Source organism: Phocaeicola plebeius DSM 17135, from assembly GCF_000187895.1.
Lineage (GTDB): Bacteria > Bacteroidota > Bacteroidia > Bacteroidales > Bacteroidaceae > Phocaeicola > Phocaeicola plebeius.
This window is the reverse complement of record NZ_DS990118.1, coordinates 84,163-100,405: the sequence shown is the minus strand read 5'-3', so window position 1 is coordinate 100,405 and position 16,243 is coordinate 84,163. Positions and strand designations below refer to the sequence as shown.

At 47.3% G+C, this 16,243-nt stretch carries 10 protein-coding genes; 7 read left to right on the top strand and 3 right to left on the bottom strand.

Going from position 1 to position 16,243, the window contains the following annotated elements:
- The first annotated feature begins 52 nt into the window (after positions 1-52).
- The 5 genes from BACPLE_RS00395 (at position 53) to BACPLE_RS00375 (ending at position 8,557) form a co-directional block, all read left to right on the top strand.
- A complete protein-coding gene (locus BACPLE_RS00395) occupies positions 53-1,696 on the top strand; it encodes a fumarate hydratase (protein ID WP_007557817.1) in 1,644 nt (547 codons plus the stop codon).
- Between the two features lie 152 nt (positions 1,697-1,848).
- A complete protein-coding gene (locus BACPLE_RS00390; RefSeq protein WP_007557815.1) occupies positions 1,849-2,820 on the top strand; it encodes a transporter in 972 nt (323 codons plus the stop codon).
- Between the two features lie 75 nt (positions 2,821-2,895).
- On the top strand, positions 2,896-4,830 hold the full coding sequence (locus BACPLE_RS00385; protein ID WP_007557812.1) for an ABC-F family ATP-binding cassette domain-containing protein: 1,935 nt from the start codon (positions 2,896-2,898) through the stop codon (positions 4,828-4,830).
- Positions 4,831-4,861: 31 nt separating this feature from the next.
- A complete protein-coding gene (locus BACPLE_RS00380) occupies positions 4,862-6,901 on the top strand; it encodes a M13 family metallopeptidase (RefSeq protein ID WP_007557809.1) in 2,040 nt (679 codons plus the stop codon).
- Between the two features lie 285 nt (positions 6,902-7,186).
- Positions 7,187-8,557, top strand: a complete 1,371-nt coding sequence (locus BACPLE_RS00375) for a BACON domain-containing protein (RefSeq protein ID WP_157131873.1) — start codon at positions 7,187-7,189, stop codon at positions 8,555-8,557.
- A gap of 99 nt (positions 8,558-8,656) precedes the next feature.
- On the opposite strand, the gene BACPLE_RS00370 is transcribed toward BACPLE_RS00375, so the two are convergent.
- The 3 genes from BACPLE_RS00370 to BACPLE_RS00360 are packed head-to-tail and all read right to left on the bottom strand — an operon-like array spanning position 8,657 to position 14,323.
- Positions 8,657-10,024, bottom strand: a complete 1,368-nt coding sequence (locus BACPLE_RS00370; RefSeq protein ID WP_040312282.1) for an efflux transporter outer membrane subunit — start codon at positions 10,022-10,024, stop codon at positions 8,657-8,659.
- An 18-nt stretch (positions 10,025-10,042) separates the two neighbouring features.
- The gene (locus tag BACPLE_RS00365) at positions 10,043-13,186 is read right to left on the bottom strand and encodes an efflux RND transporter permease subunit (protein ID WP_007557805.1); all 3,144 of its coding nucleotides are present in this window, start codon (positions 13,184-13,186) and stop codon (positions 10,043-10,045) included.
- Between the two features lie 9 nt (positions 13,187-13,195).
- Positions 13,196-14,323 (bottom strand): efflux RND transporter periplasmic adaptor subunit, encoded by a 1,128-nt coding sequence (locus tag BACPLE_RS00360; RefSeq protein WP_007557804.1) that lies wholly within the window; start codon positions 14,321-14,323, stop codon positions 13,196-13,198.
- A 178-nt stretch (positions 14,324-14,501) separates the two neighbouring features.
- Between BACPLE_RS00360 and BACPLE_RS00355 the strand changes: the two genes are divergently transcribed.
- Both BACPLE_RS00355 and BACPLE_RS00350 read left to right on the top strand, forming a co-directional pair.
- Positions 14,502-15,515 carry a sensor histidine kinase gene (locus BACPLE_RS00355; RefSeq protein ID WP_007557802.1) on the top strand — a complete coding sequence of 338 codons (1,014 nt, stop codon included), beginning with the start codon at positions 14,502-14,504 and terminating at the stop codon, positions 15,513-15,515.
- A gap of 19 nt (positions 15,516-15,534) precedes the next feature.
- Positions 15,535-16,230, top strand: coding sequence for a LytR/AlgR family response regulator transcription factor (locus tag BACPLE_RS00350; protein ID WP_040312305.1), 696 nt, complete (start codon positions 15,535-15,537; stop codon positions 16,228-16,230).
- Positions 16,231-16,243: the final 13 nt, after the last annotated feature.

Sequence of the window (16,243 nt, the reverse complement as noted above, 5' to 3'; positions counted from 1 at the left end):
AATACTTTGTAACTTTGTGTCCACTAATAACTCACAATTAATTTAATGTATTATGGCAACACCCGAATTCAAGTATCAGCCAATGTTTGAACATGGCAAGGATACAACTGAATACTATTTGCTTACAAAAGACTATGTGTCTGTAAGCGAGTTTGAAGGAAAACCCATCCTGAAAATCGAAAAAGAAGGTTTGACTGCGATGGCCAATGCGGCTTTCCGCGATGTTTCTTTCATGTTGCGCCGCTCTCACAACGAACAGGTGGCAAAGATTCTGACTGACCCGGAAGCAAGCGATAACGATAAGTATGTAGCTTTGACTTTCCTGCGTAATGCAGAAGTAGCTGCCAAAGGCGTACTTCCTTTCTGTCAGGATACCGGTACAGCAATTATCCACGGTGAAAAAGGACAGCAGGTTTGGACTGGCTACTGTGATGAAGAAGCGCTTTCTCTGGGTGTGTACAAGACTTATACAGAAGAAAACCTTCGTTATTCTCAGAACGCTCCGCTTACTATGTACGAAGAAGTGAATACTCGCTGCAACTTGCCGGCTCAGATTGACATCGAAGCTACTCAGGGTATGGAGTATGAATTCCTTTGCGTAACAAAGGGTGGTGGTTCTGCTAACAAAACTTACTTGTATCAGGAAACAAAGGCCATCTTGAATCCGGCTACACTGGTTCCGTTCTTGGTTGAAAAGATGAAGACTTTGGGAACTGCAGCTTGTCCTCCTTATCACATTGCATTTGTAATTGGTGGTACATCAGCTGAAAAGAACCTGTTGACTGTGAAATTGGCTTCTACTCGTTTCTACGATAACCTGCCGACTACTGGTAACGAATACGGACGCGCATTCCGCGATGTAGAACTGGAGAAACAGGTATTGGAAGAAGCACACCGCATCGGTCTGGGTGCTCAGTTTGGTGGTAAATACTATGCACACGATGTACGCATCATCCGTTTGCCGCGTCACGGTGCTTCTTGTCCGGTAGGTTTGGGTGTATCTTGCTCTGCTGACCGTAACATCCGTTGTAAAATCAACAAAGACGGTATCTGGATTGAAAAACTGGATTCAAATCCGGGCGAACTGATTCCGGAAGAATTGCGTCAGGCTGGTGAAGGCAATGCTGTGAAGATTGACTTGAATCGTCCGATGCCGGAAATCTTGGCTGAACTGGATAAATATCCGGTAGCTACTCGTCTGTCTTTGAACGGTACTATCATCGTAGGTCGTGACATTGCACATGCCAAACTGAAAGAACGTCTGGATCGTGGTGAAGACCTGCCTCAGTATATCAAGGATCATCCTATTTATTATGCTGGTCCGGCTAAGACTCCGCAGGGTATGGCTTGTGGTTCTATGGGCCCGACTACTGCTGGTCGTATGGACCCGTACGTAGACTTGTTCCAGAGTCACGGTGGTTCTATGATTATGTTGGCTAAAGGTAACCGTAGCCAGGCTGTAACAGATGCCTGCAAGAAACACGGTGGTTTCTATTTGGGTTCTATCGGTGGTCCGGCTGCCATCTTGGCTCAGAACAACATCAAGAGCATTGAATGTGTAGAATATCCGGAACTGGGTATGGAAGCTATCTGGAAGATTGAAGTAGAAGATTTCCCGGCATTCATCCTGGTAGACAATAAGGGTAATGATTTCTTCAAACAAATCAAACCTCGTTGCACTGGCAACTGTAAGTAATTGATACATCTGATATGCTTCTTTCTGTAAGAGGGGAGAGGCATAGGACCATACAAAGGATTTGCAAACCGTAGCCTGTCGATGGCCGGATTTGCAAATCCTTTTTCTTTCACTCTGCGCTGGCAGGTTTGTTTCACCATAGTGGATTAACAATGAATATTCTACGTTTTTGTAAAAATTGGACGTTGCCCATAGCCATGGCAATGGGAGTCATTCTGTACTTTGTGTATGTCAATATCCCTTTTCTTGCACCCACTAAGCCCTTTGTGGCTCATGCCATCGATATTGTACAGCCGGTATTGATTTTCCTGATGCTTTTTCTGACATTCTGTAAAATCAATGTACACGATTTGAAGTTGTGTGCCTGGCATTGGCGTTTGCTGCTGATTCAGGGAGCAAGTTTCTTGCTTTTGGGATTGCTCCTGGTGATCTTCCCGGATTTCTCGGCCCGTATATTGGTGGAAGGAGCTATGATTTGCCTGATTTGTCCTACGGCTACAGCAGCTGCGGTGGTTACACGCAAGTTAGGAGGAGATGCAGCCCATCTGACTACCTATACCATTTTAGTCAATTTGCTGGCAGCCATTTTGGTGCCGCTGGTACTTCCGTTAGTTCACCCGCACCCGGAACTGAATTTTGGCAGTTCGTTTGCGCTGATTTTGGGAAAGGTGTTCCCCTTATTGCTTTGTCCGTTCCTGGCAGCCATTTTACTGCGGGCTTTGCTTCCGAAAGTACATGCCAAGTTAGGACAGTATCATGAACTCTCTTTTTATCTGTGGGCTGTGGCGTTGACATTGGCCATTGGAGTAACGGTGAAGAGTATCGTACACAGTGACGTGTCTTTCTGGTACCAGGCCGGATTGGGAGGCGTTTCTTTGGTCTGCTGTGCCCTGCAGTTCTATTTCGGGAAAAAGATAGGACGTCGTTACGCTGATTCCATCAGCTCCGGACAGGCCTTGGGACAGAAAAATACAGTATTTGCCATCTGGATGGGCTACACTTTCTTCACTCCTGTGACGGCTGTTGCGGCAGGATTCTACAGTGTGTGGCATAATGTAGTCAATTCCTACCAGTTGTATTTGCAGCGTAAATCGGAGGGAGAGTCCGACGCTTTGAAAAATTAACAGCTTGTCTGTCATTGCTGTGCTCGGAAAGTTGTAACTTTGCCGTCACTTTGTAATGTAGAAGAATAAATTCGCATGATTTCAATAGAAGGACTGAAAGTGGAGTTCGGAACTACTCCGCTGTTTGAAGATGTATCGTTTGTTATCAACAAAAAAGACCGTATTGCACTGGTAGGAAAGAACGGTGCCGGAAAATCGACTATGCTGAAAATCCTGGCCGGATTGCAGCAGCCTACAGAGGGAGTGGTAGCCGTACAAAGAGGCATTACCATCGGTTATTTGCCGCAGGTCATGATACTGAGCGATACACGTACGGTAATGGCTGAGGCCGAGATGGCCTTTGAGCATATTTTTGAGATGCAGGAAAAACTGGAGAAAATGAACCAGGAACTGGCCGACCGTACAGATTATGATTCTGAAAGCTATCATGAGCTGATAGAGCGGTTTACCCATGAGAACGAACGTTTCCTGATGATGGGAGGAACCAATTACCGTGCAGAGATAGAACGTACGCTTACGGGATTGGGATTCAACCGCACAGACTTTGATCGTCCTACTTCTGAATTCAGCGGGGGATGGCGTATGCGTATTGAGTTAGCGAAACTTCTGTTGCGTCGTCCCGATGTGCTGTTGCTCGACGAGCCGACCAACCATCTGGACATTGAGAGTATCCAGTGGCTGGAGAATTTCCTGAAGATGAGTTCCGGTGCGGTAGTACTGGTAAGTCACGACCGGGCATTCATTAACAACGTGACCAACCGTACCATTGAAATTTCCTGCGGACGGATATACGATTACAAGGTAGCTTACGATGAGTTTGTCGTGCTGCGTAAGGAACGCCGCGAACAGCAGTTGCGTGCTTACGAGAATCAGCAGAAAGAAATAAAGGATACGGAAGATTTTATCGAACGTTTCCGTTACAAGGCTACGAAGGCTGTACAGGTGCAGAGTCGCATCAAGCAGCTGGAGAAAATCGTACCTATTGAAATTGACGAAGAAGATACTTCTACACTTCGTCTGAAGTTCCCCCCTTCCATGCGTTCCGGTAACTATCCGGTGATTTGTGAGAATGTGAAAAAGGCGTATGGCGACCACGTGGTCTTTCACGATGTGAACCTGACCATCCATCGGGGTGAAAAGGTGGCCTTTGTAGGAAAGAACGGTGAAGGTAAGTCTACACTGGTGAAGTGTATCATGGACGAGATTCCCTATGAAGGAAAGCTGACCATCGGACACAATGTACAGATTGGCTATTTTGCACAGAATCAGGCACAGCTGCTCGATGAAAACGTGACTGTCTTTGATACTATCGACCGTGTGGCAAAAGGAGACATTCGTCTGAAGATTAGAGACATCTTAGGTGCCTTCATGTTTGGAGGGGAGGCTTCCGAAAAGAAAGTAAAGGTGCTTTCAGGAGGTGAACGCAGTCGTCTGGCTATGATTAAGTTGCTGCTGGAGCCGGTGAACTTCCTGATTCTGGACGAGCCGACCAACCACCTCGATATGCGTTCGAAGGATGTGCTGAAGGAAGCTGTGAAAGAGTTCGATGGTACGGTCATCGTAGTATCTCACGACCGTGAGTTCCTTGACGGACTGGTGACCAAGGTATATGAATTTGGTGGCGGACTGGTGAAGGAACATATCGGCGGAATCTACGACTTCCTGCAGAAGAAGAAAATGGAGAGCCTGAATGAACTTCAGTTGTCCCAATCTCCGCAGACTGCTTCGCCCAAGAAAGAAGAGCCTGCAGAGAGTGAAAGCAAACTTTCGTATGAAGCGCAGAAGGAGCTGAACAAGAAAATCCGCAAGCTGGAGAAGCAGGTGGCCGACTGCGAGGCAAAGATTGAGAAACTGGAAGAGCAGGTGGCACAACTAGAGGAACAGATGGCTACTCCTGAAGGTGCTTCCGATATGAAGCTGTACGAGCAGCACCAGCAGCTGAAAAAACAGATTGCGGAGGCAGAAGAGGAATGGACACTGCTGCTGTCGGAACTGGAAGAAATGAAATAAATAAGAGAGACTTGATTAAAATAACGCATTTATGAACAAGAAAAATTATGTAGCCGTAGCTACGTTGGCATTTGCTATGCTGACAAGCTGCGCCGGACAGAAGGAAGCGAAAAGCACTTCTGGCATTGATTTGGCAAACATGGATACTACCGTGTCTGCCGGTACGGACTTTTTCCGTTACGCATGTGGAGGATGGAACGATGCACATCCGCTGACTGCCGAATATTCTCGTTACGGCACGTTTGATGAACTGTTTGAAAACAGCCAGAAGCAGTTGCGCGAACTGATTGAAGGACTGGCTGCGCAGAAAAATAATCAGGCTGGTTCTGCCGCACAGAAAATCGGTGACTTGTATAACATGGCTATGGACAGCGTAACCTTGAACAAGCAGGGTGCAGAACCGGTGAAAGCTATGCTCGACAAGATTGCCGACATGAAAGACAAGAGTGAAATCGTGCCGATGATGACTGAAATGGCTCATATAGGTATCGGTACCTATTTCCGCAGTTATGTATATGCTGACCCGAAGAACAGCTCACTCAACATCTTCCAGATGGGACAGGGTGGTATCAACTTGGGTGAAAAGGAATATTATCTGGATACCGACAGCATCACTCAGAACATTCGTGAACAGTATAAACTTTACATCGGCAAGCTGTTCCAGTTGGCTGGTTTCTCTGAAGCAGATGCACAGCAGAAAGTGGCTGATGTGATGGAAATCGAAACTGCCATTGCTAAAGTTTCACGCAGTGCAACAGAACTTCGTGACCCGGAAGCTAACTACCACAAAATGTCTTTCGATGAACTGAAGAAGACCATTGCCGGAATTGACTGGGATGCCTATATGAAAGGTTTGGGTATTCAGGCTCCGGCAGAACTGAACGTAGAACAGGTAGAACCGATTCAGGAAGTAGCTCGCCTGATGAATACACTTCCGTTGTCTAAGCATGTATCTTATCTGGAATACAATCTGCTGGATGCAGCAGCTTCTTGCTTGAGCGATGACTTTGTAGCTGCCCGTTTCGATTTCTATGGCAAGGTATTGTCTGGTCGCCAGGTAAATCAGCCGCGCTGGAAACGTGCTGTAAACTCAGTGAACGGTATGCTGGGTGAGCTGGTAGGCGAGATGTATGTGGAAAAATACTTCCCGGCTGCCGCCAAAGAACGTATGGTGAAGTTGGTGAAGAACTTGCAGACTGCCTTGGGTGAACGTATTGATGCACAGGAATGGATGAGCGACAGCACCAAGATCAGAGCACATGAAAAATTGGCTGCTTTCCATGTAAAAGTAGGTTATCCTGATAAGTGGAAAGACTATTCTAAACTGGAAATCAAGAACGATTCTTACTGGGCTAACGTATGCCGTGCTTCAGAATGGGGATTCAATGATATGTACAGCCGCATTGGCAAGCCGGTTGACAAGGACGAATGGCTGATGACTCCGCAGACTGTCAATGCCTACTATAATCCGTCAACTAACGAAATCTGTTTCCCTGCTGCTATTCTTCAGCCGCCGTTCTTCAACATGGAAGCTGACGATGCTGCCAACTATGGTGCCATTGGTGTAGTAATCGGTCACGAAATGACGCATGGATTCGACGACCAGGGCCGTCAGTTCGACAAAGACGGAAACCTGACAGACTGGTGGGCTCCGGGTGATGCTGACCGTTTCAAGGAACGTGCACAGGTAATGGTGGATTTCTTCAACAAGATTGAAGTATTGCCGGGCCTGCAGGCTAACGGTGAACTGACACTGGGTGAAAACTTGGCCGACCACGGAGGTTTGAACGTAGCTTATCTGGCTTTCCAGAATGCAACTAAGGATGCTCCGCTTGGTGTAGTCGATGGCTTCACTCCGGAACAGCGTTTCTTCCTGGCTTATGCTACTTTGTGGGCTGGTAACATCCGCGACGAACAGATTCGTGTGTACACTAAGTCAGACCCTCACTCATTGGGTAAATGGCGTGTAAACGGAGCGTTGCCTCACATTCAGGCTTGGTACGATGCCTTCCACATCACACCGTCTGATCCGTTGTATGTAGCTCCTGAAAACCGTGTGAACGTGTGGTAAACTACAGACGATAATTCACAATCTCTATAAATGGGGGGTATATGAACTGTTGCAAGGTTCATATACCCCTCTTTTTGTTTTTAAGATGGAGAATCCACAGGGCAAGTAGTCTGTTGTTCTTTTTCTCCTGGAAATATTCTTTCAAATGCCCTTGTCTATTCTCTGTTTGGAAGAATGGATAAGGCAAATTTGTGGTTTGCGAGGGAGGAATTCACGGTTTCCGGTGATGTATACCTTAAATGAAAAACTTTTCTTTGTAAAAGAAAACATTCAAAAATGGAAATTATGAAAAACAAGTTAAGTTTTTTATTGTCAGTCGTTTGTCTGTGGGGAGTAATCTTAGTTTCAGGATGCAGTGAAAAGGATGAAACTCCCACAAATTTGACCTTGAAAGAAGGCACACAAACTACTCAGGTGGTTTATGCCGATGAGGTAACGAATCAGGGTGGAATCAGTTTTACAGCTCTGTCCGATTGGACAGCCACAGTAACAGAAGTTGCGACAGAAGCCTCAACCAAGGCTGCTTCGGGAAAAGTGGAATGGCTGGAATTGAGTGCCTATAGCGGAGGTCCTGGTGAATATACCTTAACCTTGACATTGATAGAGAACCTGACCGGAAAGGACCGGAAGGCTACCATCGAAATTCGTTGTGGTAACGATGTGATAACCATTACCGTAGAACAGAAAGCTACTACAGAAGCAGGGGAAACTCCTGCTCCGAAAGAAAAACGTCTGGCTCGTTATGAGATTACAAATTCAAGCAGCTTGTATCCGGACAGTTATACTAAGTCTATAGGGGAACTTACTTATAATGAGAACGGAAAGCTGGCAGCCTTGAAAACCATTAGTTACCAAGGTGATACGCAGGGATATCTCACAGAGAGAATCTATCAGTTCACCTATCAGGAAAACCAGATGTGGATTGACCGGAAAACACTTTCCGGATATGAATCGGATGAATCGTATGTGATTACATTGAACTCAGAGGGTTATGTATCACAGTTGTATAAGAAAAAGGAATCTTCTTCTGAGCAGCATACATTGTGGATGTTTGTTTATTCCGACGGTTATCTTCAGCAGATACAAGAAGATTATGACTATTATCCAGGTGACCATGAAGATGGAGATGAGGAAGATGGAAATGTGGCAATCGATCCGGGAGTATCTTCTGGCAGGATGGGACGTGCTTCGGATAGGTCTATTCTGCAATTGAACTGGCAGAATGGCAACTTGATGTCGACGGAGGGAGAATTCTCGGATGAAAGCTATATGAGTTATGCATATACTGAATACCCGAATGTAACGCCTTACTTTGATTTTAATGTAGTAGTTCGTCCGTTGTTCGGCAGTCATGCTTATGAATATGATGATATGGTGTCCATGCTTTATATGTTGCGTATGATGGGTAAAGGTAGTAAGAATCTGGTAACGAAAGATGTTGTGGACTGGGGATATCGTATGCCGGAACCGGGAGAACCAGAAGTGATACATGAAGATACATGGGCTCCTTTTGCATATAGCTTTACGGAAGATAATTATCTGGATGTAATTACTAGCAAGTGTACTTTGTATTCATACCAGGAGGATGAACATGGAAATCGTGTTTCAGAGTCTACGTCTTATTACAATGATGAATACCGTTTTGTGTATGAATAAGTAATATTCTCTTTTGATGGAAAAATAAACCCCTTTCTCTTTACTCCGCCTGAGTGTTGAGAAAGGGGTTGCTTATTATAGAGATAAGGGTATAGGGACTTAGTATCCACCGCCTAATGCGTGATACAAGTTGATGACTCCTTGTATCTCGTCAAAGCGGTCGGTTACGGTGTTTAGCTCTGCCTGAAGTAAAGCCTGACGGGCAGTGATTACTTCCAGGTAGTTTTGTGAACTGTGTTGCATCAGCAGTTCCGAACTTCGTAATGCCGACTGCAGGGATGTGCATTGTTGTTCGTCAAGCTGAATACGCTTGCGGGCAGTCTGCCATTGAACCAGTGCATCGTTCACTTCTGCTCCTGCATCAAGCAGACTCTGTTGGAAAGTCAGCAAAGCTTCTTCCTGCTGGGCTTTGGCTATTTTCAGGTTGGCTATGTTCTTTCCTCGGTTAAATAGAGGTTGTACCAGAGAACCTACAGCAGAAAGCAACCATTGTCCCGGATTGGTGATGGCTGCACCGGCTGCATTGGTCCATCCGGCAGAACCGCTCAGGGTGATACCGGGATAGAAGGCCGAACGGGCAGAGTTGGTGGCATAATAGGCTACAGCCAGCTGGTTCTCACATTGACATACGTCCGGACGGCGACTCAGCAGTTGCAGAGGGATTCCCGTAGAAAGAGAATCCGGAAACTGTTGAGCTTCTAGGGTGGAACGTCCGACTTCCTGCGGTGACATGCCTAACAGGGTAGAGAGTGAATTTTCCATTTCATTGATTTGACGTTCGATGGAGAGTACGGACGCATCTACCGCTAGTTTGCTGGCTTCTGTCTGTGCTACAGCCATTTCGGTGGCCTGGCCAGCCCGCTTCAAGGCTTTCATCGTGCGCAGACTTTCTGTCCAGGTATCTGCCGTGCGACGTGTGATGCCCAGTTGCTCATCCAGCATCAGCAGGGTATAGTAGCTGTTGGCAATGGTTGCTACTAACTGGGTTTGCACCGCCTGACGATAGGCTTCACTTTGTTCGAGTGCGGCTTGTGCCCCGCGTTTGGCATTCAGCAGTTTACCGAAAAGATCAATCTCCCAGTCTGCAGAGATGGCCAGATTGTAAGTCTTGGAAGGCTTGTTACCGTCTAGACTGGTAAGTGTTCCCTGCGGAGTCAGTGAGACCGAGGGAAGATAAGACAGTCGGGAAGTCATGAGCAAGGCTTCGGCCTCTTTCACTTTAAGACGGGCAATGCTTAGATCCGTGTTGTGAGCCAGCCCCACCTCAATGAGTTGTTGCAGTTGCGGGTCAGTGAAGAGCTCTTTCCACGAAAGTGAGGCCAGTGAGGTTGTATCTTCTGCAGCCACTGGCTGGCGATACAAGCTGTCGGATACCGTGACGGTACTTGGCCGTTCGTACGCCCGATAGATGTGGCAGCTGCTCAGGGTAGAAGCCAACAGGCAGGTTATTAGTATCTTATTTTTCATGCGTATAATCCTTTGGAGTTACTTCTTTTCAATTTTAGGTAACTGACGTTCCGGCATCAGCTTTTCTTGCAGGTATTGGAATATCATGAACAACGGCGGTACAATAAAGAGCAGGGCAATGGTTCCGATGAGCATACCTCCCACCGTACCTACTCCGATGGAGATGTTACCGTTGGCACCTACGCCCGTGGAGAACATCAGCGGCAACATACCGAAAATCATGGTGAGCGAAGTCATCAGAATCGGACGCAGGCGGACTTGTGCGGCTGAAACGGCAGCCTGCATGATGGTCATGCCGTGGCGACGGCGTTCCGATGCATATTCTGTCAGCAGGATGGCAGTCTTCGAAAGCAAACCAATCAACATGATTAATCCGGTTTGCAGATAAATGTTGTTTTCCAGTCCGAACATCTTGGCAAAAAGGAAACTTCCGGCCAGACCGAACGGTACGGAAAGAATAACTGCCATCGGTACGAACAAACTTTCATACAAGGCACAAAGAATGAGGTAGATAAATACCACACAGATGACGAACACCAATGTAGTGGTATTTCCCGTATTGGACTCTTCGCGCGACATACCGCCAAACTCGAAGCCGTAGCCCGTAGGCAATGTCTGGGCAGCTACTTCCTGAATGGCCTTGATGGCCTGTCCGGAACTGTAGCCTGTAGCGGCTGCTCCGTTCACCTGAATGGCAGAGAACAGGTTGAAACGGGTCAGCATTTCAGAACCGTACACGCGGGTCAGCTTCAGGTACTGGCTGATGGGACTCATTTCTCCCTCATCATTACGTACAAAGATGCTGTGGAGCGATTCGGTGTCCAGGCGGAATTGAGGCGGAGCCTGCACCATGACACGATACAGCTTGGAGAAGCGGTTCATGTTCGAAGCATAGTTACCTCCGATGTAACCCGAAAGGGTACTCAGTACGTCGGCAGGTGATACGCCGTTTCGTTTGCAACGGGCAGCATCCACTTCGACAAGGTATTGCGGGAATTTCGTATCAAATGACGTGGTGGCACGGCCAATCTCCGGACGCTTGTTCAGTTCATCCAGGAACAGGCGGGTATATTTCAGCAAGTCTTCCGTGGTACCGCCTTTCTGGTCCTGCACATAGACTTCGAATCCGCTGTTTACACCGTATCCCGGAATCATCGGACGGGTAAAGGGCATGATGTCGGCACTGGAAATAAAAGCCGTACGGCGACTGATTTCTGCCATGACCGCATCAATGGCATCCTCTTTGTCAGGACGTTCGCTCCAGTCTTTCAGACGGATGGTGAACATACCGTTGCAGGCACCCTGTCCGCTCAACATAGAGTTACCAGTGGTGTTGGAGTAGAGTTCCACTTGCGGAATAGTGCGCAGGCAACTGTCTACCTGCTCCATGACTTTGCGGGTTTCCTGCACGCTGTTGCCCGGTGAAGTACGTACATCGATAAACACGGTTCCCATATCTTCGTTGGGTACCAGTCCGGTTTTGGTAGTCATCATCAGGAAGGCAAATCCGGCGCAGGCTACTACCAGCAGTGAACCGGCCAGCCATTTACGTTTGAGCATGAATACCACGCCCACCTTATATTTGGTAACTAACCGGTGGAAGGCGGTATCGAATGCGATATGGAAGCGGGAAGAGAAACTCAGCTTGCTCCCGTCTTCTGCAGTCTGGTGAGGCGTCATGATGAGGGCACAAAGAGCCGGACTCAGTGTCAGTGCGTTCAGTAGGGAGATGGCTACGGCAGCTGCCATGGTCAGACCGAACTGGGTATAGAACGTACCGGTAGTTCCGCCGATAAAGCTCACCGGAATAAATACGGCCATGAAGACGAAGGTGGTAGTTACCAGGGCAGAGGTAATGCCATCCATGGCGTCGATGGTGGCCAGGTAAGACGAGTTATATCCTTCATCGAACTTGGCCTGTACCGCCTCGACCACCACGATGGCATCGTCGACCACCGTACCAATCACCAGTACAAGAGCAAAAAGGGTCAGCATGTTGAGGCTGAAACCCACAAGAGAGAGAAAGGCAAAAGTACCTACCAATGACACGATGATGGACAGGGCCGGAATAAAGGTAGAGCGTAGGCTCTGCAAAAAGATGTACACCACGAGTACCACCAAGATGATGGCTTCAATCAGCGTTTTGATTACGCTCTTGATAGAAGCATCGAGGAAGTCTTTTGTACTCATCAAGTCGACTATCTTGATACCTTTCGGTAATGTCTTTGAAATTTCTTCTACGGTACGGTCTATCTCTTCAATGATTTCATTGGCATTAGAACCCGATGTCTGTGCAATCATGATGTTACAGCCCGGGTGACCGTTTACCTCACCGATATAATCGTAGGCACGCGTACCCAGTTCGATGGTGGCCACATCTTTCAGTCGAAGCACTTCCCCGTTGGGCAGTGACTTGATGACCATGTTTTCGTAGTCCACTTCGTTTTCGTAACGTCCGCGGTATTTCAGTACATACTGGAAGGTATTCTTGGCTTCGGCACCTAATGTACCTGTAGCTGCTTCCACGTTCTGTTCATCGAGTACGGTTGTAATGTCGGAAGGAACCAGTGAGTATTTCTGCATCTTGTTCGGGTCGAGCCAGATACGCATGGAGTATTCGTAGCCGAAAACGTTCACTTCGCCTACACCGGCAATACGCGAAAGGCGAGGTTCGATGTTGATTTTCATGTAGTTGGTCAGGAATGCTTCATCGAATGAATCATCCGGACTATATACAGCCAGCTGCTTGATGTTACTGGTCTGTCGTTTGCGCACGGTGATACCGCTTTTGGTTACTTCGGCGGGAAGTAGCCCCTCGCCCGTGGCAATACGATTCTGCACGTTGACGGTAGCCATGTCCGGATCGGTCCCCTGACGGAAATAAACCGTAATTTTGGCTGCACCGGTGTTAGAAGCTGTAGATGTCATGTACATCATGTTTTCTACTCCGTTGAGTGCTTCTTCCAGCGGTACGACCACACTCTTCAGTACGGTTTCCGCATTGGCACCCGTATAAGTAGCCGATACGCTGACCGTAGGCGGGGCTATTTCAGGAAACTGCTCGATAGGCAGCTGAGACAGGCCGATAAATCCCAATATCAGGATAAGTACGGAAATGACACCGGCCAGAATGGGGCGGTCAATAAAAGTTCTTATCTTCATGGCTATCGGTTATTTTTCAGGTTCAGAAGTAGAGGTCACATCCACGGCGGTTCCTTCACGCATCAGACCAGCTCCTTCGGCAATGATTACGTCGCCTGTCTGCAAGCCGGAAAGCACGATGTAGGTCTGGCCGTCATTGTATTTATAGACGGTAATAGGCGTAGACTGAGTTTTTCCGTCTACCACCTTCCAGGTAAATATTTTATTCTGTAGTTCGTAGGTGGCACTTTGCGGAATTGCAATGCAGTTTTTGTATTCTGTCGGGATGGATACGATACCGCTTCCTCCGTTACGCAGCAGATGTCCTTGATTGGGAAAAACAGCTCTCAGGGTAACTCCTCCCGTTCCTTCGTCTACCGTTCCGCTGATGGCATCGATACGCCCCGCATCGGAATAGGTTTTTCCGTTACTCATGGTCAGGCCGACAGACGGCAGTTTCTGACAGGCTTCTTCCAGCGAACCATATTCCTGAATTAGGTCGAGCATCTGATTTTCAGCCATGGAGAAATAGGCATATATTTCCGCATCGTCTGATACGGTTACCAGAGGCTCGGTAATGCTGCTGTTTACCAAAGCTCCCACACGATAAGGAATCATGCTGGCTACACCGTCTACCGGACTTTTTACTTCCGTGTATGACAGGTTGTTGCGGGCATTGATTTCTTCAGCTTTGGCCTGTGCCAGTGCCGCTTCTGCCTGAAGTAGCTGGTTGCGGGCTGTCTGGCGGTCAAAATCAGACACTACTTTTTCTTTGTAAAGTTCTTCTTTGCTGTCGGCTGTCAGCTTGGCGGTTTGTAATTGTGCTTCCGCACTTTTCACATTAGCTAAAGCCGTTTCCAATGCGGCACGATAAGGCACCTGGTCAATGACAAACAGCACCTGTCCGCTATGTACGATGTCGCCTTCATTGATACAGATTTTGGTAATTGTGCCGCTCACTTGCGGGCGTATGTCTACAGATTGTTTTCCGCGCAGTGTGGCGGGGTAGGTAGACTGTAAAGTCTGATGGGTAGTGGTTACAGTCAGTGTCTTATACTTTTCGCCGGGCATGTCTTGTTGCTTTGCACCGCAGCTGGCAAGTAACGGCAGGCAGCACAGCATCGTGAAATAAATGTAAGTCTTGATGTTCATATCCATGTGAGTTTAGTAATCATTCCTTCTTGAACGCATTCCTTTCTATTGCAAACTTACGTAGAACAAGGAAGAATGCAACATATGTGGTGATGAACACACCGGATGTGGTGACGAACACGTTTGGTGTGGCTCCTTTCTCTGTGGAAAATGCATTATCTTTGCTTGTGAATAAGTAATAAGTATGAAGAAAAACCGTATTGCCCTTTATATTGACCTCCTATTCTGTTTGGTCATTATGCCGTTGGCCATTATGCTGCTGCCAGTCGACCGCTGGATTGCCCATAATACAGCTTTCTTGCTCACGCTGGTAGCCTATGTGTACCTGCTGTATTTTGTGTATCGCTGTGCTTGTTTGCCCAAGCTGTTTATGCAGCGGAAATACCTGCGCATTGCCTTGCTGCTTGTGGTATTGGCTGCGGTAACCGAACTGCTTACGTATTTCCCGATGCCTGCTGAACGTATCACGGCAGATACACAGCTGATGGCTGCCCGGATGAATATGCGCCGGCAGACTATCTGGTTTTTCTTTCTTGTAGTTACCGGATTCTCATTGGCCATCGAACTGACTTTCGAGTTATTCCGTCAGATACTCTCACGTCAGGAAGTCGAAGCAGAGAAAGATAAGGCGGAGCTGGCTCTTTATAAAGCCCAGATTAATCCTCATTTCCTTTTTAATACCCTTAATACGCTGTATGCCCTTGTGCTTTCCGGATCGGACAAAACGGAGTCAGCTTTTGTGAAATTTTCCGGAATCTTACGCTATATGTATTCTCAAAGCGGAGCTGAACTTATTCCGGCAGCGCGTGAACTGGAGTATGTGCGTCAGTATGTGGATTTGCAGAGACTTCGTTTGAACCATCATACCATGGTTAATCTTGTGGTGGAAGCTGTGTATGCGCAGGCACTGGTTCCTCCTATGATACTGATTACTTTTGTGGAAAATGCATTTAAGTATGGCACTTCGTCAGAAACCGATTGCACTATTCTTATTCGTATTCATGTGGATGAATTTTGTTTGTGGCTTGAAACGGAAAATGCAGTGATGCGCCGACGGGAGGACGGAGCATGCGGCATCGGTATCGCTAACTGCCGCAAGCGTCTGGAATTGCTTTATCCCGGTCGTTATACTTTACAGACAGGTGAGACTGACGGTACTTATCGGGTAAGGCTGGAGATTAAAATTAAAGATGAATAATAGGATGAAAGGGGATATTATGAGCAGGACACTTAAATGTATCGCGATAGATGATGAACCGATGGCCTTACTGGTTATTGAGCAATTTTGCAGGCGTAAAGGTGGAATGGAACTGACTGTTTTTAGTGAACCTCGGGTAGGGTTGGAGGCGATACGTCGTGACAAGCCCGATCTCGTTTTCCTGGATATTCAGATGAATAGTATCAACGGGCTGGAAATAGCCGATACCTTACCGTCTGAATCTTGCTTTATCTTCACCACGGCCTATGCGGAGTATGCACTGGAGGGGTTTAATCTGGATGCCGTAGATTTTTTGCATAAACCTTTTTCGTACGAACGTTTTGAGGTAGCCGTAGAAAAAGCCTTGCGCCGTATGGATGCACATCGTCCGGTGCTTCCTGAGTGTTTGGTCGTGAAGCAGGAATACAACAACGTGAGTATTCCTCTGTCGGATATTTTGTATGTAGAGGCCTTGGGAAATTACGTAAAGATTGTGCGTGTGTCGGGTGGTCATGTGTTGACCCGTACAAACCTGAAAGCCATTACAGATATGTTGCCCGATGGGGCTTTTTTACGGATTCACCGTTCGTATGTGATTGCTGTTCCGGCTGTAGTTTCTTTTACCCGTACGCGGGTAGAACTGAAAGGGCACGTCGGCGGGTTGCCTGTAGGAGCACAATATGCAGTTCAGGTAGCAGAAGTGTTGGGGCGATAAAGTGTTTTAGCGA